The sequence below is a fragment of the Kitasatospora sp. NPDC101176 genome, assembly GCF_044768035.1.
In the GTDB taxonomy this organism is placed as follows: Bacteria; Actinomycetota; Actinomycetes; order Streptomycetales; family Streptomycetaceae; genus Kitasatospora.
Map to the genome: position 1 here is coordinate 145,654 of NZ_JBIWPA010000018.1, position 22,369 is coordinate 168,022.

Genomic DNA, 22,369 nt, shown 5'->3' on the forward strand with positions numbered 1-22,369 from the left:
GTCCAGGGGGTTTCGGCCAGCGCATTTCGACCGGTGCGCCGCCGTCATGCCGGCCGGGTCAGCCGACCGCCTCCCACCAGCCGTCCAGCTCCGGCGGGTTGTCCACGTCGACCCGCTCGCCGGGGCGCGGCACGGCCAGCGGGACGGCCTGCGTCTTCGCCTCGGCCAGCAGCCGCTCCACCGGCTCGGCCCACGGGTGCAGGCCGAGGTTGAAGGTGCACCAGTGCACCGGCACCAGCAGGCCGGCGCCGAGGTCGCGGTGGGCGAGCACGGCGTCCTCGGGGGTCATGTGGATGTCGGCCCAGGCCGCGTCGTAGGCGCCGATCTGCACCAGCGCGGCGTCGAAGGGGCCGTGCTGGGCGCCGATCCTGGCGTAGCCCTCGAAGTAGCCGGAGTCGCCGGTGTAGAAGACCTTGCGGGTCGGGCCGGCGATCACCCAGGAGCCCCACAGGGTGGTGTTGCGGGTCAGGCCGCGGCCGGAGAAGTGGTGCGCGGAGGTGAGGGTGAGCACCAGCTCGCCGAGCGTGCAGGTCTCGTCCCAGTCCAGCTCGATGATCCGGTGCTCCGGGACGCCCCAGCGGCGCAGGTGGCCGCCGATGCCCAGCGGCACCGCGAACGGCGCGGACTGGCTGCGCACCAGGCGCTTGACCGTCGCCATGTCCAGGTGGTCGTAGTGGTCGTGCGAGATCAGCACCGCGTCGACCTGCGGGAGCTCCTCCAGCTCGACCGGCACCGGGTGCAGCCGCTTGGGCCCGACGTGCGCGGACGGGGAGCAGCGATCGCTCCAGATCGGGTCGAGCAGCACCCGGGCGCCCTCGATCTCGACCAGCGCCGAGGCGTGCCCGTACCAGGTGATCGCGACCCCCTCGGCGCAGGCGTCCGCGGCCCCGGCCGGGCGGACGGTGGGCACCGGGTTGGCGGGGACGCGGCCCTCGCGCTCGAACAGCATCCGCCGGGCCGTCCCGCGGTCGAAGCCCGGCCCGGCGGCGGCGCGGGCGAGGGTCGAGGGGGCGTTGTGGAAGACGCCGTCGCGGTACTGCGGGGAGTCGCGCACCCGCTCCTCGCGCTCGCCGTCGGGCCGGCGCCCGAACGCCGCCGGCAGGTCGCGCAGCGACCAGGCGGCCGCTCCCAGGCCGGCCGCCAGGGCGGTCAGGGCCAGCAGTCGTCCGCGCCGGGGGGTGCTCCCGGGCCGTGCCTTGGTCATGCGCCCTGCCTTCGTTCCTCGCCGGGACTCACGGGGGGAGGCGGTACGGCCGGTCCCGGGTCGGTCCGCACCACGGGGGCAACGGGTGCGCCCGGGGGTGTTGTTCCCGTACGGTACCCCCGGCCCGGCCCCGGCCTCGACCCGATCGGGGCAGGTGAGCGGGCACCGGGCGCTCCGGGTACGGATTGTCGGATTGCGACAGTTCCGATCGTGCGGCGCTGTGGGAGCTCGATGCGTCGACACCGCCGACCGCCCGATAGCGTCACACTGCGTACGCGTTTCCGACGTACGCGCTCACACACGGAGAGAGGTGGATCGTTGAGCCGCTCGGTTCTCGTCACCGGAGGAAACCGGGGCATCGGCCTCGCGATCGCCCAGGCCTTCGCCGAAGCCGGCGACAAGGTGGCCATCACCAGTCGCTCGGGCGAGGTGCCCGAGGCCCTGGAGAAGTACGACGTCCTCGCGGTGCGCTGCGACATCACGGACGCCGCCCAGGTCGACGCCGCGTTCACCGAGATCGAGGAGAAGCACGGCGCCGTCCAGGTGCTGGTCGCCAACGCGGGCATCACCAACGACACCCTGCTGCTGCGCATGTCCGAGGAGGACTTCACCTCCGTCCTGGACACCAACCTGACCGGTGCCTTCCGGGTCGTGAAGCGCGCCTCCAAGCTGATGATGCGCGCCCGCAAGGGCCGCGTGGTGCTGATCTCCTCGGTCGTGGGCCTCTCCGGCTCGCCGGGCCAGGCGAACTACGCCGCGTCCAAGGCGGGCCTGGTCGGCTTCGCCCGTTCGCTGGCGCGCGAGCTCGGCCCGCGCAACATCACCGTCAACGTGGTCGCCCCCGGCTTCGTCGACACCGACATGACCGCCGTGCTCAGCGACGAGCGCCGCGCGGAGATCGTCTCGGGCGTGCCGCTGGGCCGCTACGCGTCGCCCGCCGAGGTCGCCTCCACCGTGCGGTTCCTCGGTTCGGACGAGGCCGCGTACATCACCGGAGCCGTCATTCCCGTCGACGGCGGATTGGGCATGGGTCACTGATCATGAGTGGAATCCTCGAGGGCAAGCGGATCCTGATCACCGGTGTGCTGATGGAGTCCTCCATCGCCTTCCACACCGCCAGGCTGGCGCAGGAACAGGGCGCGGAGATCATCCTCACCGCCTTCCCGCGCCCGAGCCTGACCGAGCGGATCGCCAAGAAGCTGCCGAAGCCGGTCAAGGTGCTGTCGCTGGACGTCTCCAGCGAGGAGGACCTGGCGGGCATCGCCGACCAGGTCCGCGAGACCCTGCCGACCCTGGACGGCATCGTCCACTCGATCGGCTTCGCCCCGCAGGACGCGCTGGGCGGCAACTTCCTGGACACCCCGTGGGAGTCCGTGGCCACCGCGATGCAGGTCTCGGCCTTCTCGCTGAAGTCGCTGACCATGGCGCTGCTGCCGCTGATGCAGGACGGCGGCTCGGTCGTCGGCCTCACCTTCGACGCGCAGTACGCGTGGCCGCAGTACGACTGGATGGGCCCGGCCAAGGCCGCCCTGGAGTCGACCAACCGCTACCTGGCCCGCTACCTGGGCTCGCGGGACATCCGCTGCAACCTGATCTCGGCGGGCCCGATCGGTTCGATGGCCGCCAAGTCCATCCCGGGCTTCGGCGACCTGGCCGACACCTGGAACCACCGTTCCCCGCTGAAGTGGGACCTGAGCGACCCGGAGCCGGCCGGCCGCGGCGTCGTCGCGCTGCTGTCGGACTGGTTCCCGAAGACCACCGGCGAGATCGTCCACGTCGACGGCGGTCTGCACGCCATCGGCGCCTGACCGCTCCGCCGTACGCCGCTGCCCGGTACCCCGTGGGGGTGCCGGGCAGCGGCGTTCCCGCGTCCGGGGCCGCTCAGGCGTCGGCCGGGCCGCAGGCGCCGATGGCGCGGCCGGCCTCGACCGAGGCGCGCTGGGCGTCGCCCGCCCGGATGGCGTCGAGGATGGTGTCGTGGCCGATGTAACGCTCGGCGATCAGTTCCGGGCCGACGTCGTGCCGCAGGTGGGCGCGGGTGACCTCGCCGAGGTCGGCGTACACGGCGGCGAGCACGTCGTTGTGGGCGGCGGCCACCACGGCCTGGTGGAACGCGGCGTCGGCCTGGACGAAGTCCTCCGCGTCGCCGGAGTGCCAGGCGGCCTCGCGGCGGTCCAGCGCGGCGTCCAGCAGGCCGAGGTCGCGGTCGGTGCGACGGGCGGCGGCCAGGCCGGCCGCCGAGGTCTCCAGGGCGGCCCGCAGCTCGGCGACCTGGGCCTGGTCGGCGTCGGCGAACCGGCGGTGCATCACCCCCGCGAGTTCGCTGGTGGCGAGCACGTAGGTGCCGGACCCCTGGCGGATGTCGAGCAGCCCGTTGTGCGCGAGGGCGCGGACGGCCTCGCGGACGGTGTTGCGGGCGACGCCGAGCTGCTCGACCAGCGCGGCCTCGGTCGGGATGCGCGAGCCGACGGGCCACTCCCCGGAGGTGATCTGGGCGCGCAGCTGCGCGATCACCTGGTCGGACAGGGGGGTGCGCCTCGGCGAGGACAGCGCCACGGGGACTCCTTGCGGCTGCGGGTGGGAGGACGAACGGGTCCGGTCGGTGGGGGCCGACGTCCGGTGGGGGAACGAACGGGGTCGGCACATCATGCCAAGTCCGAGGTGCATCAATTCATCCCATCATTCTATGATGGCGCCATGCCTCCCGCAGCAGACACCGCCGCCTCCCCACGAACCGAGGCCCGGCCGCAGACCGAGCGGCCCTCCCACCCCTCCCGCTACCTGGGCGTGCTGTTCGCCGTCGCGATCGCCGCCGCCGCCTTCAACCTGCGCCCCGTGGTCACCAGCCTCGGGCCGCTGATGGACCCGGTCCGCTCCGAGCTCGGGATGAACCCCACGCTCGCCGGGCTGCTCACCGCCGTCCCCTCGCTCTGCTTCGGGCTGTTCGGCTTCGCCGCGCCCTCGATGGCCCGGCGGATCGGCCCGATCGCGGTGATCACCGCGGGCATGGGTGCGATCACCGCGGGCGTGCTGGCCCGCTCCTTCGCCGGCGGCACCGCGGTGTTCCTGCTGCTGACCGCGCTCGCGCTGGCCGGTGTGGCCGTCTCCAACGTGCTGATCCCGGTGGTGATCAAGCGCTACTTCCCGGAGAAGGTCGGGCCGATGATCGGCCTCTACTCGATGTCGCTGTCGGCCGGCACCTCGCTGGCCGCCGCCGTCACCGTGCCGATGACCAGCGCGCTCGGCGGCGACTGGCGCGTCGGCCTGGGCGTCTGGGCCGGCCTCGGCGCCCTGGCCCTGCTGCTCTGGCTGCCGGTGCTGCGCGCCAACCGCGAGCGGCGCGAACGCGCCGGCGGCCCGCCCGCCGCGCCCGCCAGGCTGCCGATCACCCGCAGCCGGACGGCCTGGGCGATGGCCTGCTTCTTCGGCCTCCAGGCCACCGGCGCCTACGTGGTGATGGGCTGGCTGCCGAAGATCTTCCAGGACGCCGGGGTCGACGAGGGCACCTCGGGGGTGCTGCTCGCCGTGACCATGGTGATCGGCGTGCCGGTCTCCTTCGTGCTGCCCAACCTGGCCGCCCGCCGCGGCGACCAGCGGCTCTTCGTCGTCGTGCTGGCGGCCTTCGGCATCGCCGGTTACGCCGGGCTGGCGCTGGCCCCGGCCGGTGCCCCCTGGGTCTGGGCGGTCCTGGTGGGCCTGTCCAACTGCGCCTTCCCGCTGGTGCTGACCATGATCGGGCTGCGCGCCCGGACCGCGGGCGGGGTCGCGCAGCTGTCCGCCTTCGCCCAGGGCGTCGGCTACCTGATCGCCGTCCCCGGCCCGATCCTGATCGGTCGGATCTACGGCCTCACCGGCGAGTGGTACCTGCCGCTGGGCTTCCTGGCGCTGCTGCTGGTGCCGCAGATGCTGTTCGGGCTGCGGGCCGCGAGGGCCCGGCACATCGAGGACGAGGCGGTCCACCCCGCGGAGCGGGTCAGGGCCTGACCGCGCGAGGCGGGGCCTGACCGCTCGGGTCAAGGCCCGACCGCTCGGCGGGGTCCGACCGCGCGGGGCGGGGCCGAACCCCGCCCCGTCCGGGTGCGGGTCCGGCCGCGTCGGTCAAGGCCCGGCCAAGCGCGGGCCAACGGCTGCCCCGGATCGAGGGGCCGGTGCCGGGCGGGCGCGTTCGAGGTGGGAGAATTCCGGGCATGCCCGTTCTCGATCCCAACCCCACCGACGGCCGCAAGCAGCTCGGCCGCCTCGCCCTCGCGATCGTCGGCGTCGTGGTGCTGGTGGCGGTCATCGCCTCCGTCGCCTCGTCCATGGGCTGACCCGCCCGCCCGTCGGAGCCCGCCCGCCGCCGTACCCGGGGTGACCCGCCGGTGAACGGCGCGTGACGGCACCCGCCACCCCTGGGAGTGGCGGCGGCCGGGAGCGTCGCGCCGCCGAGCGGCTTTTCTGCCAAGCTTGCTGGGTATGAGCGCCGACACGCCCCGCAGGATCATCGTTCTCCGCCACGCCAAGGCCGACTGGCCCAACGGCGTGGACGACCACGAGCGGCCGCTGGCCGACCGGGGCCGTCACCAGGCCCCGGACGCCGGCCGCTGGCTGTCCGACTCCGGCATCAACCCCGACTACGTGCTCTGCTCCACGGCGCTGCGCACCCGCGAGACCTGGAAGCTGGCGGCGCACGAATTGCCCAAGCGGGCCCGCAAGACGGTGTACGAGGACCGGATCTACGAGGCCAGCCCGGGCGAGATCATCGCCGTCCTCCAGGAGACCCCGGAGGAGTACTCGGACGTGGTGCTGGTCGGGCACAACCCCGGCGTGCTGGGCCTGACCCAGGTGCTGGCCGGGGACGAGGGCGACCGGGACGCGCTGGAGCGGCTGCGTCTCGGGGGCTTCCCGACGGCGGCGATCGCGGTGCTCGACTTCAACGGGTCCTGGAAGGGCGTCGAGCCGGGCGCCGCCGCGCTCGTCGCGTACCACACGCCGCAGGACTGAGGTCCGCCGGAGCGGCCCCCGCCGGAGCCCGGCGGGCCGGCCTGGCCGGGCACGGGAGAGGGGCGCGCGGACCAGTCTGCGCGCCCCTCTCGTACGTCCTCGGGTCCTACTCGGTCGGGGTACCGTCGAGCGCGTCGGCCGCCTCGACCTCCTCGCGGGTGATGCCCAGCAGGTACAGCACGGTGTCCAGGAACGGCACGTTCACCGCGGTGTCGGCGGCCTCGCGCACCACCGGCTTGGCGTTGAACGCCACGCCGAGCCCGGCCGCGTTCAGCATGTCCAGGTCGTTGGCGCCGTCGCCGATCGCCACCGTCTGCTCCAGCGGCACCTTGGCCTGCTCGGCGAACCGGGCCAGCCAGCGGGCCTTGCCGGCGCGGTCCACGATCTCGCCGACCACCCGGCCGGTGAACTTCCCGTCCACCACCTCCAGGGTGTTGGCGGCCGCGAAGTCCAGCCCCAGCTGCTCCACCAGGTGGTCGGTGACCTGGGTGAACCCGCCGGAGACCACCGCGACCTGGAAGCCCAGTCGCTGCAGCGTGCGGATCAGGGTGCGGGCGCCCGGCGTGAAGCGGACCTCCGCGCGCACCTTCTCGGTCACCGAGGCGTCCAGGCCGGCCAGCAGCGCCACCCGGGCCCGCAGCGACTCGGCGAAGTCCAGCTCCCCGCGCATCGCGGCCGCGGTCACCCCGGCGACCTCCTCCTCGCAGCCCGCGTGGGCCGCGAACAGCTCGATCACCTCGTCCTGGATCAGCGTGGAGTCGACGTCCATCACCACCAGGCGCTTGGCCCGGCGCTCCAGCCCGGCCGCGACCACCGCGACGTCCACCCGCTGGGCGGCCGCCTCCTGGGCGAGCTCGGCCCGCAGCTCGTCGGTGGCCACGCCGGACACGGCGAGCTCGACCGCCGTCACCGGGTACTTGGCGAGCCGGAAGACGCGGTCGATGTTGCCGCCGGCGGCGGTGATCCGCGAGGTGAGCGCGGAGACCGCGGCGGAGGTCAGCGGGTTGCCGAGCACGGTGACGTGCGAACGGCCCTCGCGGCGCGGCCGGTTGTCGCCGATGCCGGAGAGGATCTCGGCCTGGAGCTTCTGCTCCTCGGCCCAGCGGTGCACGGTGGCCCGCAGACCGCCCTCGGCGCCGGGGGCGGTGGGCGGGGTGACCAGGGCGCACAGGGTGATGCGGCCACGGGTCACGACCTGTTCGATGTCGATCACGTCGACGCCGAAGCCGGCCAGGGTGGCGAAGAGGCCGGCGGTGATGCCGGGGCGGTCCTTGCCGAACACCTTGACGAGCAGGGTGCGCTCGTCCGCGGTCCGGGGCTGGGCGGCGGGGAGGGGCTCAGCGGCCAGGGGCGATGCGTTCATGGTGCCTCCCACGCTACCCGTCGGCCGCGGGCCCCAGAGCACCCGTCCCACGTCGCGGACGCGCGCCCGGGTAGCAGCCTGGTCACAGTCACCCGGGGTGACTTTTATTGGCGGTCGGCGGGCTGGAATGATTCCCCCCGTCAGTTTCAGGAACATCGCACCCCTGGTCGGGGGCCACAATTCGGGGGACCGAGAGAGCGGGGCAGGCGAGCAGTGCCGCAACTCGTCATTGAGATCAACGGACAGCAGCGGACTCTGGAGCCCGGGCGGTCCTACACCATCGGGCGCAACCCGCAGTCGGACTTCCCGTTCGACGACGCCAGGGTCTCCTGGCACCACGGGACCATCACCTTCAACGGCAGCGGTTGGCAGCTGGACGACCACGGCAGCACCAACGGCACCTACGTCGCCGGTGCCCGCACGATGCAGGCCCAGCTGTTCCCCGGTGCCGCCGTCAACCTCGGCAACCCGGAGAACGGCCCCCGGCTCGGCTTCTCCGCGCCCGCCCAGGCCGCCGCCCCGCAGGCCCCCGCCTGGCACGAGGCCGCCACCAGCCGCAGCGCCACCCCGACGCCCCAGCCGCCGGCCCCGCAGCAGGGCTGGTCGCCGCAGGCCCCGTACGCCCCGCAGCCCGAGCCGCAGCAGGGGTGGGCGGGCCAGCAGCAGCCGTTCCCGCAGCAGCAGGGCGGCCTCCCGCCCCAGCAGGGCGGTTTCCCGCAGCAGCAGGCCTTCCCGTCGGCGCCGCAGCACGGCGGCGGCGGTCCGCAGCCGACGATGATCCGCAACCTGACGTCGGCCATGCGCACCGTCCGGATCGGTCGTGCGCTCGACAACGACATCGTGGTCTCCGACCTCCAGGTCTCCCGCCACCACGCCGAACTGCATCAGCTGCCCGACGGCCGCTACGAGATCGTCGACCTCGGCAGCCACAACGGCATCTTCCTCAACGGCCAGCGGGTCCAGCGCCAGCTGATGGGCCCGCAGGACCGGCTGACCGTCGGCCACTCCAGCTTCGTCCTGGTCGGCGACCAGCTGCAGGAGTTCGTCGACACCGGCGCGGTCTCCTTCTCCGCCCGCCACCTGACCGTCGAGGTCGAGCACAAGGGCGCCAAGAAGATCCTGCTCAACGACGTCAGCTTCGGCGTCCCGGAGAAGTCCCTGGTCGCCGTCATCGGCCCCTCCGGCTCCGGAAAGTCGACCCTGCTGCGCGCCCTCACCGGTTACCGCCCGGCCGACCGCGGCGACGTGCTGTACGACGGGCGCAACCTCTACAAGCAGTTCGCCGAACTCCGCTCGCGGATCGGCCTGGTGCCGCAGTCCGAGATCCTGCACAAGGAGCTCACCGTCCGCACCGGCCTCAAGTACGCGGCCCGGCTGCGCTTCCCCGGCGACACCGAGGCCCGCGAGCGCGAGGCCCGGATCGACGAGGTGCTCTACGAGCTGCGCCTGGACAAGCGCGCCGACAACAAGATCACCGCGCTCTCCGGCGGCCAGCAGAAGCGCGTCTCGGTCGCCCTCGAACTGCTCACCAAGCCGTCGCTGATCTTCCTGGACGAGCCCACCTCGGGCCTCGACCCGGGCATGGACCGCGAGGTCATGCAGATGCTGCGCGGCCTCGCCGACGACGGGCGCACCATCCTGGTCGTCACCCACTCGGTGGCCGAACTCGCGCTCTGCGACCGCCTGCTGGTCATGGCGCCGGGTGGCTCGGTGGCCTACTTCGGGCCGCCGGACGAGGCGCTGCACTTCTTCGGGTACGAGACCTGGGCCGACGTCTTCCAGGCCTTCGAGAACTACCCGGACCACGACTGGGCCGGCCGCTACCGCGGTTCGGTGCACTACCAGCAGTACTCCGCCCCCGACGTGGAGTCCGGCGAGGTGCAGCACGCCCAGGTCGCGCAGGAGGCCGTCCGCCCGCCGAAGCCGCAGAGCTGGGGCTCGCAGCTGTGGACGCTGATGCGCCGCTACATGTCGGTGCTCGCCTCCGACCGGGGGTTCCTGGCCCTGTCGGTGCTGCTGCCCGCGGTCATCGGCGCGGTCAGCGTGCTGATCCCGAACGAACCGGGGCTCGCCCCCAACCCGAAGACGCAGCTCCACCTCAACAGCGGGGCCGCGACGATCATGCTGATCCTGGCGATCGGCGCCTGCTTCTCCGGCGCGGCCAACTCGGTCCGTGAGCTGATCAAGGAACGGGCGATCTACGAACGGGAACGGGCCACCGGGCTCTCCCGGTCGGCGTACATGATGTCCAAGATCATCGTGCTGGGCATCTTCAGCGTGATCCAGGGCGCCATCATCTCCGCCGTCGGCTTCCTGCCGCGCAAGCTGCCCGAGCACGGCCTGATCGTCAAGGACGTGCCGCTGATCGAGATGACCATCGGCATGATCCTGCTCAGCTTCGCCGCGATGATGTTCGGTCTGATGATCTCCGCGCTGGTGAAGACCGCCGAGAAGACCATGCCGCTGCTGGTCATGTTCGCCATCGTCCAGGTCGTCTTCACCGGCTGCCTGTTCCAGATCTTCAGCAAGCCCGGCCTGGAGCAGGTCGCCTGGCTGATGCCGGCCCGCTGGGGCACCGGCATCGTGTCCACCACGCTCGACCTGTCGAAGCTCATGGGCCCCTGGAACAAGGACTTCCAGAACCCCGAGTACGACCCGCTCTGGACGCACAGCGTCGCCCAGTGGGCCATCGACGCGGGCGCCCTGGTGGTCATCTCGATCGTCATCGGCGTCGTCGTCACCAGGCTCCAGCGCCGCCACGAGCCCGAGGTCATGCAGAAGGGCTGAGCCCCGCCAGCCCGGCCGGCAGAGGGCGGCCCTCCCACCCCGGGAGGGCCGCCCTCCGGCGTTCCCGGGGCGGGTCCCGCCCGGCCCGGGCCCGGCAGCCCCCGTCGCCCCCCGGTCGCTCGCCCGGCAGCCCCCGTCGCCCCCCGGTCGCTCGCCCGGCAGCCCCCGTCGCCCCCCGGTCGCCCGTCGCCCCCGCCGCCCGGCCCGGGCCCGACGACCTAGGTCCCGGGACCTGCGTCCCGCGCGGCCGTGGACGGACGCGGCCGCCCCCGCGACGGCGGTAGTTTGGCGTCATGCCCAGCACGCCCAGTGACCAGCGGAGCCCGGCCGGCCCCGTGCCCGCCTGCGACCCCTGCCTGACCGGCATCGAGGAGGTCAGCCAGGCGCTGCTCGCGATGAGCCGGCACCTGGAGGTCCGCGAGGTGCTGCGCCGCATCACCGCCTCCGCCCGCGACCTCCTCGGCGCCGAGTACGCCGCCCTCGGAGTGCCCGACGACCACGGCGGCTTCGCCCAGTTCGTCGTCGACGGCGTCACCGACGAGCAGTGGCGGGCGATCGGCCCGCTGCCCCGCCAGCACGGCGTGCTCGCCAAGATGCTGCACGAGACCGGCTCCACCCGGCTCGCCGACGTCCGCCGGGCACCCGCCTTCGGCGGCTGGCCCGCCGCCCACCCCGAGATGGACGCCTTCCTCGGCATGCCGATCCTCGACGCCGAGGCCGCCGAGGACGAACCCCAGGTCATCGGTGTCGTCTTCCTCGCCAACAAGCGCGGCGGCGGCCTGTTCACCGACCACGACGAGGAACTGCTGCGGATCCTCGCCGCGCACGCCGCCCTCGCCCTGTCCAACGCCCGCCTCTACGAGCGCAGCCGCGAACTCACCCTCGCCGGCGAGCGCGCCCGGATCGCCCACGACCTGCACGACGCCGTCTCGCAGAAGCTCTTCTCGTTGCGGCTCACCGCCAAGGCTGCCGCCACCCTCGTCGACCGCGACCCGGCCCGGGCCCGCGCCGAACTCGCCGAGGTGGCCCGGCTGGCCGCCGAGGCCGCCGACGAACTGCGCGCCGTCGTCGTCGAACTGCGCCCGGCCGCCCTCGAGGAGGACGGGCTGAGCGCCACCCTCGCCTCCCAGGTGCAGGTCCTCGACCGGGCCCACACCGCCGACGTCGCCTTCGCCGCCGACGGGGTCCGCGCCCTGCCGCCCGCCCAGGAGGCCGCACTGCTGCGGGTCGCCCAGGAGGCGCTGCACAACGCGCTGCGCCACTCCGGCGCCGGCCGGGTCACCGTCACCCTGGCCGGCACCCCGGGGCGCGGCGCCGTCCTGCGGGTGCGCGACGACGGGCGGGGCTTCGACCCCGAGTCCGTCCGCCGGGCCGGCCGCCACCTCGGCCTCGCCTCGATGCGCGACCGCGCGGCCGCCGTCGGCGGCACGCTCATGCTGGATTCCGCCCCCGGTCGGGGGACGCTCGTCGAGATGGAGGTCCCCGGTGCCTGACAGCGCTGCGTCGATCCGTGTCCTGCTGGTCGACGACCACCAGGTGGTCCGCCGCGGCCTGCGCACCTTCCTGGAGGTCCAGGACGACATCGAGGTGGTCGGCGAGGCCGCCGACGGCGCGGAGGGCGTCGACCGCGCCCGAGAACTCGACCCCGACGTCGTGCTGATGGACCTCAAGATGCCCGGCGTCGACGGCATCGAGGCGCTGCGCACGCTCAAGGGCGAGGGCAGCCGGGCCCGCATCCTGATCGTCACCAGCTTCACCGAGCACCGCACCATGGTCCCGGCGCTGCGGGCCGGCGCCGCCGGGTACGTCTACAAGGACGTCGACCCCGAAGCGCTGGCCGGTGCGATCCGCTCGGTGCACGCGGGCCACGTCCTGCTCCAGCCGGAACTGGCCGAGGCGCTGCTCGCCGACGAGGGGCCGCGGGCCCCGCAGGGCCGCGGCGGCACCCTCACCGAGCGCGAGCGCGAGGTCCTCGGCCACATCGCCGACGGTCGCTCCAACCGGGAGATCGCGCGCAGCCTGCACCTGTCGGAGAAGACGGTGAAGACCCACGTCTCCAACATCCTGATGAAGCTGGACCTCGCGGACCGCACCCAGGCGGCGCTGTGGGCCGTCCGCAACGGCGAGGCCCGCTAGCGTCCGAGTCCCCGCGCCGGGCCCGGGCGGTCAGCGCGCGTCGCGCTCGTCCACCAACGCGTTGTAGGCGGCCACCTGGGCCCGCCGGGCGGTGCGGCGCAGCGGCGCCAGCACCGCCCCGCGCGCGGCCATCTCGGAGGCGCTCACGGCCGCGCCGTGCCCGCCCGCGGCGATCGCCAGCAGTGCCGACACCTGCCGGGCCGACTCCAGCACCCGCACGGCCCGCGGCGGGTAGCCGGGCGCCAGCAGCTCGACGTGCCCGCGCCGCCGGTGGGCCTCCAGGGCCCGCAGCGCCTCCGGGCCCGCGCCCGCCACGTCCAGCCGGGTCAGCATCAGCGTCGCCTCGCGCAGACCGTCCGCCAGCTCCCGCTCGGCCTCGTGCAGCGAGGGCACGTCGGCCGGCGGGGCGTCCTCGACCTCGGTGCAGCGCCACAGGACGGTGGCCGAACGGTCACCGGCGGGGCCGAACACCTCCACCTCCGGGACCAGGCCGAGCGGCACCCCCACCGCCAGCACCGCCTCGCCCGCGCCCATGGCCCGCTCGTTGAACGGCGCCGGGCCGGTCAGCCCCAGCGGGTGTCCGGCGGACGGCAGGGCCAGCCGCAGGCCCTTCACGCCGAGGACCCGCAGCCGCCCCAGGGCCCAGGTGAGGCCGTGCAGCTCGCCCGGTCCGTCCCCGGGCAGACCGGTGACCCGATGGCTCTCGTCGTCGCCCAGCACGGCCGCGGCGGCGTCGTCGGGCGGCACCAGACCGGCCAGCAGGGCGTTGCCCCAGGCGGTCAGCCGCCCCGAACGGGGTTCTTCGTACGGATTGTCGGCAGGAGTCACGAGCATCCGGCCAGCCTACGGAATCGGCGGTCATCCGCGTGGCGTAGGTTTGCCCATGCGTGTGCGGCGCACCCACCCCGTGCCCACCGGCTGCCGGAGTAGGCTCGCCGCCCGCACCGACGGCCGAAATTCTTGTATTGGGGAAGGCGTAGGCATGAGCGACGTGCTGGAGCTGGTGGACGTATCCGTGGTCCGGGAGGGGCGCGCGCTGGTCGACCAGGTCTCGTGGTCCATCTCCGAGGGGGAGCGCTGGGTCATCCTCGGCCCCAACGGCGCCGGCAAGACCACGCTGCTGCAGATCGCCGCCACCTACCTGTTCCCGACCGCGGGCAAGGTGTCCGTGCTGGGCGAGAAGCTGGGCGAGGTCGACGTCTTCGAGCTGCGCTCGCGGATCGGGCTGGCCGGCGCCGCCATGTTCGACAAGCTGCCGGCCGAGCAGACCGTGCTGCAGACCGTGCTCACCGCCGCCTACGGCATGACCGTCAGCTGGCAGGAGACCTACGAGCAGTCCGACGAGTCCCGCGCCCTCGCGCTGCTCGACCGCCTCGGCATGGCGGGCCTGACCGGCCGCAAGTTCGGAACCCTCTCCGAGGGCGAGCGCAAGCGCACCCTGATCGCCCGCGCCCTGATGACCGATCCCGAGCTGCTGCTGCTCGACGAGCCCGCGGCCGGCCTGGACCTCGGCGGCCGCGAGGACCTGGTCCGCCGGCTCGGCGCGCTCGCCCAGGACGAGTTCGCGCCCGCCATGGCGATGGTCACCCACCACGTGGAGGAGATCGCGCCGGGCTTCACCCACGTCCTGATGATCCGGCAGGGCAAGGTGCTCACCGCCGGCCCGATCGACACCGAACTGACCGCCCGCAACCTCTCCAAGTGCTTCGGCCTGCCGCTCACCCTGGAGCGCCACGGGGACCGCTGGTCGGCGCAGGGCCTGCCGCTGGGCTGACCCGCCGTCCGCGACGCCGCCGGGAGACCGCGGGGACCGGTCGCACGTGCGACCGGTTTCCGCCCCTCGACCTGCGGGAACTGTCCGCCTGGAAGACCCTTCGCTCCCTAGGATGGACGCGTGGACAGCTGGATCTGGTGGCTCCTGGCCGCCGTCGGGCTCGGCATACCGCTGGTGCTGACCGCGATGCCGGAGTTCGCCATGTTCGCGGTCGGTGCGGCGGCCGCCGCCGGCGTGGCCGGGCTGGGTGCGGGAGTGGTCTGGCAGACCCTGGCCTTCGTCGGGGTCTCGGTCGCGATGCTGGTGGTGGTGCGCCCGATCGCGTACCGGCAGCTGCGCCGGGGCCCGCACGTGAAGATGGGCATCGAGGCGCTCCAGGGCGCCACCGCGGTCGTCGCGGAAACCGTCGACGGGGAGGGCGGCCGGATCAAGCTCAACGGCGAGATCTGGTCGGCCCGCGCGCTCCACCCGGACAGCGTGTACCAACCGGGGCAGCAGGTCGACGTCGTCGAAATCCAGGGCGCGACCGCCCTGGTCGTCTAGGGGAGAGTCCGTGGAACCCGTCCTTATCGTTTTGGTCGTCCTGGTCGTGGTGGCCTTCATCGCGCTGATCAAGACGATCCAGGTCATCCCGCAGGCCAGCGCCGCGATCGTGGAGCGCTTCGGCCGCTACACCCGGACGCTCAACGCGGGGCTGAACATCGTCGTCCCGTTCATCGACAGGGTCCGCAACCGCATCGACCTGCGCGAACAGGTCGTGCCGTTCCCCCCGCAGCCGGTGATCACCCAGGACAACCTGGTCGTCAACATCGACACGGTGATCTACTACCAGGTCACCGACCCCCGCGCGGCCACCTACGAGGTCGCCAGCTACATCCAGGCCATCGAGCAGCTGACCGTCACCACGCTGCGCAACATCATCGGCTCGATGGACCTCGAGTCCACGCTGACCTCGCGCGAGGTCATCAACGCCGGCCTGCGCGGCGTCCTGGACGAGGCCACCGGCAAGTGGGGCATCCGCGTCAACCGCGTCGAGCTGAAGGCCATCGAGCCGCCGACCTCCATCCAGGACTCGATGGAGAAGCAGATGCGCGCCGACCGCGACAAGCGCGCCGCGATCCTCACCGCCGAGGGCCAGCGCCAGGCGCAGATCCTCAAGGCCGAGGGTGAGAAGCAGGCCGAGGTGCTCAAGGCCGAGGGTGAGGCGCAGGCCGCGGTGCTGCGCGCCGACGGTGAGGCGGCCGCGATCCGGACGGTCTTCGAGGCCATCCACGACGGCGACGCCGACCAGAAGCTGCTCGCCTACCAGTACCTGCAGACCCTGCCCGAGCTGGCCAAGGGCGACTCCAACAAGCTCTGGATCATCCCGAGCGAGGTCGGCGACGCGCTGAAGGGCCTCGGCGGCGCGTTCACCGGCATGACCGGCAACGGCGGTGCGGTGAACGGTGGCGCGGTCGCCGCCCCGACCGTCCCGCCGGTGGCGCCCGCCTCCACCCAGGTGCCGATCGACCCGGCCTCCGGCCCGCGCCCGGTGGACACCGAGAAGGGCGCCGCCCGTCCCCGGGTGGACCCGGCGCGCGAGTACCGCAAGATCGACCCGGAGTGACCGGCTGAGCCGTCCCGCTCCCGGGGCCCGTCGCCAGGTGGCGGCGGGCCCCCGTCGTTGCGCGGGCGGTGGGGCCCCGCCACGCGCGGGCGGCGGTGCCCCGCCACGCGGGCGCGGCCGGTCCGGGGGAGCCGGCCCGGTGGGCGCCCGGGCCGCGGGTGTGGCGTGCGTCCCGAATCGTGGGCGGCTCTGGTCCGGCCGGTGGGCCGTCCGGCATGATCCGTTCGGACAGGACCGAGAGGAGAGGTGACCCATGACGCTCTGGGAGGCCGTCGCCGTCCTGGTGGCGGGCGTCGGCGCGGGGATGATCAACGTGATCGTCGGCTCCGGCACCCTGATCACCTTCCCGGTGCTGCTCGCCGTCGGCATCCCGCCGGTCACCGCCAACGTCTCCAACTCCTTCGGGTTGGTGCCCGGTTCGCTCAGCGGCGTGATCGGCTACCGGCGCGAACTGGTCGGCCAGGGCCGCCGGCTGCTGCGCCTGGGCAGCGCCTCGCTGCTCGGCGGACTGCTCGGCGCGCTGCTGCTGACCAAGCTGCCCAGCGCCGCCTTCGACGCCATCGTCCCGGTGCTGATCCTGCTCGCCCTCGTCCTGGTGGTCGTCCAGCCCCGGGTCGCCAAGGCCGTCGCCGCCCGCCGCCGCCCCGGCGGCGACCCGGACGGCGGCCTGGTCCTGCTCTTCGGCGTCTTCCTCACCGGCATCTACGGCGGCTACTTCGGCGCCGCGCAGGGCGTCCTGCTGATGGCGCTGATGGGCATGCTGCTCCAGGAGGACCTCCAGCGGATCAACGGCGTGAAGAACGCGCTGGCGATGATCGTCAACGCCGTCGCCGCGCTGTTCTTCCTCTTCACCTCGACCGTGAACTGGGCCGCCGCCGGGCTGATCGCGGTGGGCTCGCTGGTCGGCGGACTGGTCGGCGCCAAGGTCGGCCGCCGCCTGCCGCCGTCCGTGCTGCGCGCGGTCATCGTGGTGGTCGGCCTCGCCGCCGTCACCAAGCTGCTGCTGGCCTGACCGGCCGTCAGAACGCCCCGGCCGCGGGGCCGTCCCGCCGGCCCCCGACTCCCGAGGAGTACTCCGTGGCCCTGGAGATGCGCGAGACCTGCGAGCGCTGCGCGGTGTCGCTGACCGCCGACGGTCCCGCCTCGATATGTTCCTTCGAGTGCACCTTCTGCCCGGACTGCACCGAGGCCATGGCCGGTGGCTGCCCCAACTGCGGCGGCGAGCTGGTGGCCCGTCCGCGGCGGAGGGCCGCCTGACCCCGCACCTGGACCCGACGACGAACGGGAGCGCTTCGATGAGCAACAGAGCACGGCTGAGCGAGGACGAGATCACGGGGGCCCTGGCGGCGCTGCCGCACTGGGCCCGGGAGGGCGACGCCATCGCCCGCACGGCCGACGCCCCCGACTTCCCGGCGGCGATCAGGGTCGTCGTCGCCGTCGCGGAACAGGCCGAGGCGCTCGACCACCACCCGGACGTCGACATCCGCTGGCGCACCCTGCGCTTCGTCCTCTCCACCCACAGCGCCGGCGGGCTCACCGCCCTGGACGTCGACCTGGCCGCCCGGATCGACGAGGCCCTGCGGGCCGAATCGGCGGTCTGACGCCGGTCCGACGCCGGTCCGAGGGCCGGTCCGACGCAGGCCTGCGGGAGGCTCCAGGGAGGCCTGCGGCAGGCCTGCGGGACCACCGGGGGAGGGCGGAGGGGCGTGTTCCGGCGGGCGTGAGATGCTGACTGCCGCATTGGCCGGCGGCGCGGAGGGACGGGAACGGATGGCGCAGGAGCCCTTCGGAGACGCCCACCAGCAGCCGTGGCACCCCCAACCGCAGCAGGCCTGGACGGGCGGTGGGTACCAGCAGCCTCCGCAGGCCGCGCCGTTCGGGCAGCCGCTGTCCGGAGAGGCGGCGTCCGGGCAGCCGCAGTTCGGGCAGTCGCCGTCCGGGCCGCAGGAGCAGTGGCAGCAGGAGCAGTGGCAGCAGGAGCAGTGGCCGACGAGTGCGGGCTACGGGCAGGTGCCGCAGTACGGCGAGCAGCCCGCCCACCTCGACCAGGCCCTCCCGTACGACCAGGCCTCCCGGTACGGCGGGGCTCAGCAGTACGACCGGACCCATCAGTACGACCAGGCCCAGTGGTACCAGCAGACCGCGCCGTACGCCGACCCCGCGCCCTACGGCGCGGGCCCGCACCACGGCGACGCCGGGTACGGCGCGACCGGGTATGTCCAGGGCGGCCACCTCCAGGACCGGTTCCAGCCACACCAGGCGTACCCGGACCCGGACCCGGACCCGGGGCAACAGCCCGCGGGGGAGGGGCTGTACGTCCCGGCGGGGGCCGAGTACTCGGCCGACGGGTACGTGCACCTCGACGAGGCCGAGCCGGAGACCGGGCCCGCTGCGGCGGACGCCACGGACCGGGACCGGGAGTCGACCCCGGAGCCCGCACCCGTCGCACCCCCGCGGGCCGCCGGCCGCCGCGGCGGTGCAGCTGCGCCGGCCGGGTCCTCGCTCGGCGCCCGGGCCAGGGCCGCCGCCGGCACGGTGCTCTCCGGCGAGCACGTGCCCAGCCGACGGGCCCTGCTGGTGCGCACCGGCGCCGGGGTGGCCGCGCTGGGCGTGCTGGTCGCGGCCGCTCTGACGGTCGGTGCCGAGGGCGGTGGCACGGCGGCCGCCGACAGCGGTGGCGAGCCCGGCTTCGCCGTCGCCCACACCAGGACGTGGTCCGCCCAGCCCGCCGCCGCGGCCGGGCCGACCGGGACCGACGACACACTGGTCGGCAGCTGGCTGCTGGCCGACGCGGTGGTCCGCGCCGACGCCGCGGGGGTGCGCGCCTACGACCTCGCGGCGGGCAAGCCCGTCTGGTCGGTCGAGCCGCCGGCGGCCGGGGCCGTGCCGTGCGGGCTGTCGGCCGGAGTGAACAAGGAGGGCCTGGGGGCGGTGCTGTTCCGGCCGCAGGCCGACCCGAAGAGCCCGTGCACGCTCGTCGCCGCCGTCGACACCAAGACCGGCAGGACCGCGTGGACGAAGAGCGTCTCGGACGCCAAGGGCGCGTACGTCGCCCGGATCGGCGTCACCGAGGACAAGGTGATCGCGGTCGGCGACGACCGGGCGATCGCCTGGGAGTCCGCGGACGGCAAGGACGTCTGGCAGTACACCGGGCAGGGCAAGTTCTGCACGCTGTCCGGCGGCGTCAGCGGCAAGACCGTGCTGATCGCCTCCTCGTGCGCCGACTCGACCCCCGCCGACCAGGCCGTCGCGCTGAACACGGCGGACGGCAAGGTCGGTTGGTGGCGCGGCCTGAACAACCGGCCGAAGACGGTGACCGTCCTCTCCGCCGAACCCCCCGTCGTCCTCACCACGGGCGGGAAGCCCGAGGACGACCGGGTGTTCGCCTGGGGAGCGGGCGGCGACCCGGCCGCCGAGATACCGGTGGTCGGTGACGGGGGCCGCCTGGACCTCACCCACGGCACGTTCTCGGCCACGCCCGACGTGTTCTTCCAGGACCGCACGATGGTCACCACGCTCGTCCAGCCCAACGGCGGCGGCCCGGCCGTGGCGGTCGGCTACGACCTCGACACCGGCAAGCAGCGCTGGAAGTCGCCGACCGCGGCTAAGGGCACCGTCCGGGCCGTCGGCCTGGACGGCGGCTCGCTGGTGCTCGCCGCCGACGAACGCCGCGACCAGCCCGCCCACCTCAACCGCTTCCCGCTCGCCGGCGGCCAGGAGGCGACCGGAGGCAACTTCCCGCCCGGCACCGGCTCGCTGCTGGTCTCCGGGCGGGTGCTGATCGGCGGCGGGCGGGTGGCCGTGGTGCCCGAGCACTCCGCCAACTTCGGCACGGCGGCGGTCTACCAGGCCAAGGGGTAGCCGCCGGACCCCGGTCGGCGGACCGGTCGGGGCCGGGGGCGGTCGGGGCCCGTCGAGGTCCGTCGACCGGGCTCCGGCGGACGGACCCCGACGGGCGGACCCCGGTCGGCCGGGCGTCAGGTCAGGCGGCCGGAAGTGCCGACGGGACCGCCTGGGCCGGTACCTCCGGCAGCCAGTCCGCCAGCTCCCTGGCCTCCGAGCCGCGCAGCCCGAGCGCGAGCATCAGGGTGGCCTGCGGGGTCGGCACGAACGGCCGACGCAGCAGCCGCATCCCGGCCTGCTCCGGCGTCCGGTCCGCCTTGCGCTGGTTGTCCTCCGCGCACGCGGCCACCGTGTTCAGCCAGCTGTCCTCGCCGCCGCGCGACCGCGGCTGCAGGTGGTCCACCGTGGTGGCCCGCCGACCGCAGTAGGCGCACAGGTGCTGGTCCCGGGCCAGCACACCCCGCCGCGACCACGGGGCCTGTTGTCGGAACGGCACCCGGACGTAGCGTTGCAGTCTGATCACCCGGGGGACCGGGACGGTCACTCCCGTCCCCCGGATCGAGCGCAGCGGATGCGCCTGCTCCACCACCGCCTTGTCCTGGAGCACCAGGACGACGGCGCGCTGGAGCGACACCGTCGTCAGGGGCTCGTAGCTCGCGTTCAGAACCAGCGTGTTGCGCACTCGGCACGCCCTTTCCGCGGGCGTGCCACGGCGGCACGACCGTCTCCACACACGTCACTGCCGCCGCACGGCGGTGAAGCCACTCTGAACGGGCCCCCAGCCGACGAACAACGGAATTTCCGGTATCGGGGAGGCGAGCCGGGGATCCGGCGGGGAAACGCGGCACGCCGCCTCGGCGAAAACTCGCTGGCCCGGACCGCGTAGGCTCTACCACGCTGGAGTCGTACCGACCCGGGGCCCGACGGAACCGGGGCCACCACCGGGCGGGCGCCCGATCGAAGGAGAAGCGTGACCGTGACGGACATCGTCGACGAGCTGCGGTGGCGGGGGCTGATCGCCCTGTCCACCGACGAGGACGCACTGCGCAAGGCGTTCGCGGACGGCCCGGTCACGTTCTATTGCGGCTTCGACCCGACGGCCCCCAGCCTGCACCTGGGCAACCTGGTGCAGATCCTCACGATGCGCCGGATCCAGCAGGCGGGGAACCTCCCGCTCGGCCTGGTCGGCGGTGCCACGGGCCTGATCGGCGACCCGAAGCCCACCGCCGAGCGCGTGCTGAACGACCCGGAGACGGTCGCCGGCTGGGTCGAGCGCCTGCGCGCCCAGATCTCGCGCTTCCTCGACTTCGACGGCCCCTACGCGGCGCGCATGGTCAACAACCTCGACTGGACGTCCGGGATGTCCGCCATCAGCCTGCTGCGCGACGTGGGCAAGTACTTCCGCGTCAACAACATGATCGCCAAGGAGGCCGTCGCCCGACGGCTCAACTCCGACGCGGGCATCAGCTACACCGAGTTCAGCTACCAGATCCTCCAGGGCATGGACTACCTGGAGCTGAACCGCCGCTACGGCTGCAGCCTGCAGACCGGCGGCAGCGACCAGTGGGGCAACCTGACCGCCGGCACGGACCTGATCCGCAAGGCCGACGGCAAGTCCGTCCACGCGCTCGCCACGCCGCTGATCGTCAAGGCCGACGGCACCAAGTTCGGCAAGACCGAGTCCGGCACGGTCTGGCTCGACCCCGAGCTGACCACCCCGTACGCCTTCTACCAGTTCTGGCTGAACGCGGACGACCGGGACGTCTCCAACTTCCTGCGGATCTTCAGCTTCCGCTCGAAGGAGGAGATCGAGGAGCTCGAGCGCGAGACCACCGAGCGCCCCGCCGCCCGCCTCGCGCAGCGCGCCCTCGCCGAGGAGCTCACCACCCTCGTGCACGGCGCCGAGCAGTACGAGCGCGCCGTCGCCGCGTCCAAGGCGCTGTTCGGCCAGGGCGACCTCGCCGACCTGGAGGCCCCGACCCTGGCGGCCGCCCTGGCCGAGGTCCCGAAGGCCGAGGTGTCCGAACTCCAGCCGGTGGTCGACCTGTTGGTCGCCGTCGGCCTGGCGCCGAGCCGCTCGGCCGCCCGCCGGACGGTCAAGGAGGGCGGTGCCTACCTCAACAACGTCAAGGTGACGGACGAGGAGGCGGTGCCGACGGAGGCCGATCTGCTGCACGGCCGCTGGCTCGTGCTGCGCCGCGGCAAGCGCAACCTGGCGGCGGCGGAGCTGGCGCCGGCCACGATCTGACCGAAACACGACGCCGCTGACCTGCGGCTTCTACCATCGAGGGCGGGATCCAGCCGGATCCCGCCCTCGATGTTTGACGGTGACGTGCAGGTGGACTAGTGTTGAACGAGTCGCTGAAGCGGCCACACCACTCGGCAAGACCCACTCTCACCTCGACGCCCATTAACGTGGGTCTGTTGGCGTTCCCGTCAACCGCGGTGAGCGTGAATTTCGGGTAACGCCCGGAATGCGCTAATGTGGAGGACGTCGCGGAAAGCGACACCGACCAGTTCGGTACATCGGATGAATGAAACTCCGGAAAACGGAGCGGAAAGCGTCTGATAAGCTGGGAACACGAAAGAACGAAGCGCCCGGAGGGCCTGCTGGAAGGCAGACCGAAGGAAGTGTCCGTTCCTTGAGAACTCAACAGCGTGCCAAAAGTCAAC

Annotated in this window: 21 protein-coding genes; 16 read left to right on the plus strand and 5 right to left on the minus strand. The window is 73.4% G+C overall.

Annotation, left to right across the window (positions count from 1 at the left end):
* Positions 1-58: 58 nt before the first annotated feature.
* Complete coding sequence (locus ACIRS1_RS23930) at positions 59-1,204, minus strand: MBL fold metallo-hydrolase (RefSeq protein ID WP_360211850.1); 1,146 nt, start codon at positions 1,202-1,204, stop codon at positions 59-61.
* Positions 1,205-1,522: 318 nt separating this feature from the next.
* Between ACIRS1_RS23930 and fabG the strand changes: the two genes are divergently transcribed.
* Both fabG and fabI read left to right on the plus strand, forming a co-directional pair.
* A complete protein-coding gene (fabG, locus tag ACIRS1_RS23935) occupies positions 1,523-2,242 on the plus strand; it encodes a 3-oxoacyl-[acyl-carrier-protein] reductase (protein ID WP_360211852.1) in 720 nt (239 codons plus the stop codon).
* 2 nt (positions 2,243-2,244) lie between these two features.
* Positions 2,245-3,012, plus strand: coding sequence for an enoyl-ACP reductase FabI (gene fabI, locus ACIRS1_RS23940; RefSeq protein WP_360211854.1), 768 nt, complete (start codon positions 2,245-2,247; stop codon positions 3,010-3,012).
* A gap of 73 nt (positions 3,013-3,085) precedes the next feature.
* Here the strand turns inward: fabI and ACIRS1_RS23945 are convergent, their stop codons facing one another.
* Positions 3,086-3,760, minus strand: coding sequence for a FadR/GntR family transcriptional regulator (locus tag ACIRS1_RS23945; protein WP_360211856.1), 675 nt, complete (start codon positions 3,758-3,760; stop codon positions 3,086-3,088).
* 141 nt (positions 3,761-3,901) lie between these two features.
* Between ACIRS1_RS23945 and ACIRS1_RS23950 the strand changes: the two genes are divergently transcribed.
* The 3 genes from ACIRS1_RS23950 (at position 3,902) to ACIRS1_RS23960 (ending at position 6,187) form a co-directional block, all read left to right on the plus strand.
* Positions 3,902-5,188: an MFS transporter gene (locus ACIRS1_RS23950; RefSeq protein WP_402843096.1), complete on the plus strand. Its 1,287-nt coding sequence runs from the start codon at positions 3,902-3,904 to the stop codon at positions 5,186-5,188.
* 203 nt (positions 5,189-5,391) lie between these two features.
* Positions 5,392-5,514 carry an SGM_5486 family transporter-associated protein gene (locus ACIRS1_RS23955; RefSeq protein ID WP_402843099.1) on the plus strand — a complete coding sequence of 41 codons (123 nt, stop codon included), beginning with the start codon at positions 5,392-5,394 and terminating at the stop codon, positions 5,512-5,514.
* 145 nt (positions 5,515-5,659) lie between these two features.
* Complete coding sequence (locus ACIRS1_RS23960) at positions 5,660-6,187, plus strand: histidine phosphatase family protein (protein WP_360211862.1); 528 nt, start codon at positions 5,660-5,662, stop codon at positions 6,185-6,187.
* A gap of 106 nt (positions 6,188-6,293) precedes the next feature.
* Here the strand turns inward: ACIRS1_RS23960 and serB are convergent, their stop codons facing one another.
* Positions 6,294-7,550, minus strand: coding sequence for a phosphoserine phosphatase SerB (gene serB, locus ACIRS1_RS23965; protein WP_360211864.1), 1,257 nt, complete (start codon positions 7,548-7,550; stop codon positions 6,294-6,296).
* Between the two features lie 213 nt (positions 7,551-7,763).
* Between serB and ACIRS1_RS23970 the strand changes: the two genes are divergently transcribed.
* From ACIRS1_RS23970 to ACIRS1_RS23980, 3 genes are all read left to right on the plus strand, one after another.
* The gene (locus tag ACIRS1_RS23970) at positions 7,764-10,337 is read left to right on the plus strand and encodes an FHA domain-containing protein (RefSeq protein WP_387901624.1); all 2,574 of its coding nucleotides are present in this window, start codon (positions 7,764-7,766) and stop codon (positions 10,335-10,337) included.
* A gap of 395 nt (positions 10,338-10,732) precedes the next feature.
* A complete protein-coding gene (locus ACIRS1_RS23975; RefSeq protein WP_402843128.1) occupies positions 10,733-11,830 on the plus strand; it encodes a GAF domain-containing sensor histidine kinase in 1,098 nt (365 codons plus the stop codon).
* Positions 11,823-12,473 (plus strand): response regulator transcription factor, encoded by a 651-nt coding sequence (locus tag ACIRS1_RS23980; protein ID WP_360211868.1) that lies wholly within the window; start codon positions 11,823-11,825, stop codon positions 12,471-12,473. Before ACIRS1_RS23975 ends, ACIRS1_RS23980 begins: the two co-directional genes overlap by 8 nt.
* Positions 12,474-12,503: 30 nt before the next feature.
* Here the strand turns inward: ACIRS1_RS23980 and ACIRS1_RS23985 are convergent, their stop codons facing one another.
* Positions 12,504-13,307, minus strand: coding sequence for a hypothetical protein (locus ACIRS1_RS23985; RefSeq protein WP_402843103.1), 804 nt, complete (start codon positions 13,305-13,307; stop codon positions 12,504-12,506).
* A gap of 148 nt (positions 13,308-13,455) precedes the next feature.
* On the opposite strand from ACIRS1_RS23985, the gene ACIRS1_RS23990 reads away from it, so the two are divergent.
* The 7 genes from ACIRS1_RS23990 to ACIRS1_RS24020 all read left to right on the plus strand — a co-directional run bounded on the left by ACIRS1_RS23990 (position 13,456) and on the right by ACIRS1_RS24020 (position 19,714).
* The gene (locus ACIRS1_RS23990) at positions 13,456-14,247 is read left to right on the plus strand and encodes an ABC transporter ATP-binding protein (RefSeq protein WP_360211872.1); all 792 of its coding nucleotides are present in this window, start codon (positions 13,456-13,458) and stop codon (positions 14,245-14,247) included.
* Between the two features lie 120 nt (positions 14,248-14,367).
* A complete protein-coding gene (locus ACIRS1_RS23995) occupies positions 14,368-14,790 on the plus strand; it encodes an NfeD family protein (protein WP_360211874.1) in 423 nt (140 codons plus the stop codon).
* 10 nt (positions 14,791-14,800) lie between these two features.
* Positions 14,801-15,853, plus strand: a complete 1,053-nt coding sequence (locus ACIRS1_RS24000; RefSeq protein WP_360211876.1) for an SPFH domain-containing protein — start codon at positions 14,801-14,803, stop codon at positions 15,851-15,853.
* A 253-nt stretch (positions 15,854-16,106) separates the two neighbouring features.
* Positions 16,107-16,865 carry a sulfite exporter TauE/SafE family protein gene (locus ACIRS1_RS24005; protein ID WP_402843108.1) on the plus strand — a complete coding sequence of 253 codons (759 nt, stop codon included), beginning with the start codon at positions 16,107-16,109 and terminating at the stop codon, positions 16,863-16,865.
* A 65-nt stretch (positions 16,866-16,930) separates the two neighbouring features.
* Complete coding sequence (locus ACIRS1_RS24010) at positions 16,931-17,110, plus strand: DUF1272 domain-containing protein (protein ID WP_360211880.1); 180 nt, start codon at positions 16,931-16,933, stop codon at positions 17,108-17,110.
* 38 nt (positions 17,111-17,148) lie between these two features.
* Positions 17,149-17,454 carry a 4a-hydroxytetrahydrobiopterin dehydratase gene (locus ACIRS1_RS24015; RefSeq protein ID WP_387901612.1) on the plus strand — a complete coding sequence of 102 codons (306 nt, stop codon included), beginning with the start codon at positions 17,149-17,151 and terminating at the stop codon, positions 17,452-17,454.
* A 169-nt stretch (positions 17,455-17,623) separates the two neighbouring features.
* Positions 17,624-19,714 (plus strand): PQQ-binding-like beta-propeller repeat protein, encoded by a 2,091-nt coding sequence (locus tag ACIRS1_RS24020; protein ID WP_402843112.1) that lies wholly within the window; start codon positions 17,624-17,626, stop codon positions 19,712-19,714.
* 121 nt (positions 19,715-19,835) lie between these two features.
* Here ACIRS1_RS24020 and ACIRS1_RS24025 read toward each other — a convergent pair whose 3' ends face one another.
* Complete coding sequence (locus ACIRS1_RS24025) at positions 19,836-20,378, minus strand: HNH endonuclease (RefSeq protein ID WP_360211886.1); 543 nt, start codon at positions 20,376-20,378, stop codon at positions 19,836-19,838.
* Between the two features lie 294 nt (positions 20,379-20,672).
* Between ACIRS1_RS24025 and tyrS the strand changes: the two genes are divergently transcribed.
* Positions 20,673-21,944: a tyrosine--tRNA ligase gene (gene tyrS, locus ACIRS1_RS24030; protein WP_402843130.1), complete on the plus strand. Its 1,272-nt coding sequence runs from the start codon at positions 20,673-20,675 to the stop codon at positions 21,942-21,944.
* Positions 21,945-22,369 lie beyond the last annotated feature (425 nt).